3 protein-coding genes and 3 tRNA genes are annotated in these 3,385 nt (G+C 60.6%); all 6 read left to right on the top strand.

Going from position 1 to position 3,385, the window contains the following annotated elements; all coding sequences use genetic code 11:
* Positions 1 to 952: aldehyde dehydrogenase family protein (locus ACE04A_RS26515; RefSeq protein WP_485820689.1), on the top strand; the 952-nt coding region annotated here is incomplete at its 5' end.
* Positions 953 to 978: 26 nt separating this feature from the next.
* Entirely contained in the window at positions 979 to 2,142 is a 1,164-nt protein-coding gene (locus ACE04A_RS26510) for an iron-containing alcohol dehydrogenase (RefSeq protein WP_279993464.1), read from the top strand.
* 113 nt (positions 2,143 to 2,255) lie between these two features.
* Positions 2,256 to 2,342, top strand: a tRNA-Tyr gene (locus ACE04A_RS26505).
* A gap of 145 nt (positions 2,343 to 2,487) precedes the next feature.
* A tRNA-Gly gene (locus tag ACE04A_RS26500) sits at positions 2,488 to 2,561 on the top strand.
* A 12-nt stretch (positions 2,562 to 2,573) separates the two neighbouring features.
* Positions 2,574 to 2,648: transfer RNA gene (locus tag ACE04A_RS26495), tRNA-Thr, on the top strand.
* Positions 2,649 to 2,704: 56 nt separating this feature from the next.
* A partial coding sequence (locus ACE04A_RS26490; protein ID WP_192493121.1) for a GTP-binding protein occupies positions 2,705 to 3,385 on the top strand: 681 nt, incomplete at its 3' end.

The following is a 3,385-nucleotide window of genomic DNA, read 5'->3' as shown; positions in this document are numbered from 1 at the left end:
GGCCTTGATGGCCGCCAACACCGTGATTCTGAAGCACTCCGATCAGACGCCCTTGTGTGCGGAATTGCTTGACCGCGCATTCCGCGACGCCGGCGTGCCGCAGGGCGTGTTCCAGTACCTGCATGCGAATCATGACACGGTGCAAAGGCTGATCCGAGCGCCGGAGATCGGCTACGTGTCGTTCACGGGTTCGGTGCGCGGGGGGCGTGTTGTCGAGGAAAGCGCGGCGGGCCGGTTCATCGGGGTGGGCCTGGAGCTGGGGGGTAACGATCCCGCCTATGTGCGGGACGACGCCAATATGGAGCACGCGGTTGAATCCCTGGTCGACGGCGCGTTCTTCAATTCTGGCCAGTCCTGCTGCGGTATTCAACGCATCTACGTGGCGCAGGCGCGATACGACGACTTCGTCGAACGAGCCGTGGCCCTGACCAAGGCTTATGTGTTGGGCAATCCGCTGCACGAAACCACGACCTTGGGCCCAGTGGTTCGTGCCCGCGCCGCAGCGGAAATTCGTGATGTTGTTGGCGAAGCCATTTCGGCAGGCGCTGAAAACATGATGGATTCATCGCATTTTAGTAATGCGAGTGAAAGCTCGTGTTATGTTGCCCCGGCCATCCTTACGCGAGTAAACCATCGCATGCGCATCATGAGCGAAGAGTGCTTCGGGCCTGTCGTCGGCATCATGCCGGTCGCGGGTGATGATGAGGCCGTCGCATTGATGAACGACAGCCCCTATGGCCTGACGGCGGCGGTGTACGCGCAAGATGAGGCAGCCGCGCTGGCGCTTGGTGCGCAAGTGCGCACCGGCACATTCTTCATGAATCGCTGCGACTACCTGGATCCGGCCCTGGCCTGGACGGGCGTGAAGAACACGGGCCGTGGCGTGTCCTTGTCAGCCATCGGCTACGAACAGCTTACCCAGGCCAAGTCCTTCCATCTGCGAACCGTCTGATCCAAGATGTCTTCAGGAACCGAACCATGACCGTGCCCAGCGTTAACTGGAACTATCCGACTGCAATCAAGGCCGGCCCGGGCCGGGCGGCGGAGCTGCCTCAATGGTGCCGCGAACTTGGCATGACGCGCCCGCTGCTCGTCACCGATCCGGGCCTGGCCCCCTTGCCGATGGTGGCAAACGCCGTGCAGGCGTGCAACAAAGCGGGCCTGGCGTGTGCGGTCTTTCATGGGATCAAGGGAAATCCCACAGGCCGCAATGTTGAAGACGGCGTGGCGGCCTACCAGCAAGGCGACCACGACGGCGTCATCGCCTTCGGCGGTGGTTCCGCGTTGGATGCGGCCAAGGCGATCGCATTGATGGCGGGGCAGGATCGTCCCTTATGGGACTTCGAAGATATCGGCGACAACTATCAGCGCGTGAACGTCACCGGCATGGCGCCGGTGGTGGCCGTGCCGACTACGGCGGGTACCGGATCGGAAGTCGGGCGGGCATCGGTCATCACGGATGAAGTCGCGGAGGTCAAGCGCATCATCTTCCACGCGCGAATGTTGCCGGCCATCGTGATTCTGGACGCCGAGCTGACGCTCGGCCTGCCGCCCAGGATCACCGCCGCAACCGGCATGGACGCGCTATCGCACAACCTCGAGGCGTATTGCTCGCCGTTCTTTCACCCGATGGCGGCGGGCATCGCCATCGAAGGCATGCGAATGATCAAGGAATACCTGCCCCAAGTGGTGGCGGACGGCTCGAATGTGCAGGCGCGTCAGCAAATGCTCGTGGCGTCCACCATGGGCGCCACCGCCTTCCAGCGCGGCCTGGGCGCCATGCACGCCCTGGCGCATCCTCTGGGGGCGCTGTACGACGCGCATCACGGCATGCTCAACGCCATCTTGATGCCTTATGTCCTCAAGGCGAACCAACACGCGGTGGCGCCCAGGTTGGAAGCGCTGGCGCGTTACCTGGACCTGCCGGCCACGGGGCCGGGCGCGGTGCTTGATTGGGTATTGCGGCTGCGCCAGGCCGTCGGCATTCCCCACACGCTGGCCGAGATCGGCATCGACGAGGGCCAGGCCGAGCGGGTAGGGCGCATGGCCAGCGAAGATCCGTCAGGCGCAACCAATCCGGTAAATTTCACCGCCGAAGACTATTCGCAACTTTTGCGAGCATCAATTCGCGGAAACCTGTAAACTTCGCCCCCTCTGCGCGGAAACGCGAGTGGTCGAACAAAAGTTTTTGAATATTTTCAGCCGGAAGGTTTGACACCGGATTCGAAAGTGTTCATAATCTCAAGTTCTCCGCTGGAGGGGTGCCCGAGTGGTTAAAGGGGGCAGACTGTAAATCTGTTGGCCTTGCGCCTACATTGGTTCGAATCCAATCTCCTCCACCAGAGACCCAACTCTTAATCCAGGCGATGTCTGCCTGGATTTTAAAATTAGGCCTAGGGAACTGGGCGGCCTTCGCAAAGAAGGTTGTAAGGTTCCCCAGGCCTTGATTTTGAGAGTTTGGGAGATGAGATGGTGAATGGGTATGCCGCGGGTGTAGCTCAATGGTAGAGCAGAAGCCTTCCAAGCTTACGACGAGGGTTCGATTCCCTTCACCCGCTCCAAGATTTTTAAATGCCCATGTGGCTCAGTGGTAGAGCACTCCCTTGGTAAGGGAGAGGTCGCGCGTTCGATCCGCGCCATGGGCACCACAAATTTCCAAGTTCTTTTCTTCAGTCTGAAGCGCAATCCAGGTCAGGAGTCAGCCATGGCAAAAGGCAAGTTTGAACGTACCAAGCCGCACGTGAACGTGGGTACGATTGGTCACGTTGACCACGGCAAAACGACGTTGACGGCAGCTATCACGACCGTTCTGTCGAACAAGTTCGGTGGCGAAGCCAAGGGCTACGACCAGATCGATGCGACTCCTGAAGAAAAGGCTCGCGGCATCACGATCAACACCGCCCACGTCGAGTACGAAACGGAAGCGCGTCACTACGCTCACGTTGACTGCCCGGGCCACGCTGACTATGTGAAGAACATGATCACGGGCGCGGCGCAAATGGACGGCGCGATCCTGGTTGTGTCGGCCGCTGACGGCCCGATGCCGCAAACGCGTGAACACATCCTGCTGAGCCGCCAGGTTGGCGTGCCGTACATCATCGTCTTCCTGAACAAGGCTGACATGGTTGACGACGCCGAGCTGCTCGAGCTGGTGGAAATGGAAGTTCGCGAACTTCTGTCGAAGTACGACTTCCCGGGTGATGACACCCCGATCGTCAAGGGTTCGGCCAAGCTGGCGCTGGAAGGCGACAAGGGCGAACTGGGCGAGCAAGCCATCATGGCTTTGGCCGCTGCACTGGATTCGTACATCCCGACGCCCGAGCGCGCCGTGGACGGCACGTTCCTGATGCCGGTTGAAGACGTGTTCTCGATCTCGGGTCGTGGC

It is taken from the genome of Achromobacter colocynthidis, from assembly GCF_057334535.1.
Note: the sequence above shows the minus strand (reverse complement) of the source record. Positions and strands in the feature narration are given on the sequence as shown.

Excerpts from the sequence above, each read along its gene's own strand:
- ACE04A_RS26510 (WP_279993464.1), top strand. The coding sequence starts at position 979 with ATGACCGTGCCCAGCGTTAACTGGAACTATCCGACTGCAATCAAGGCC.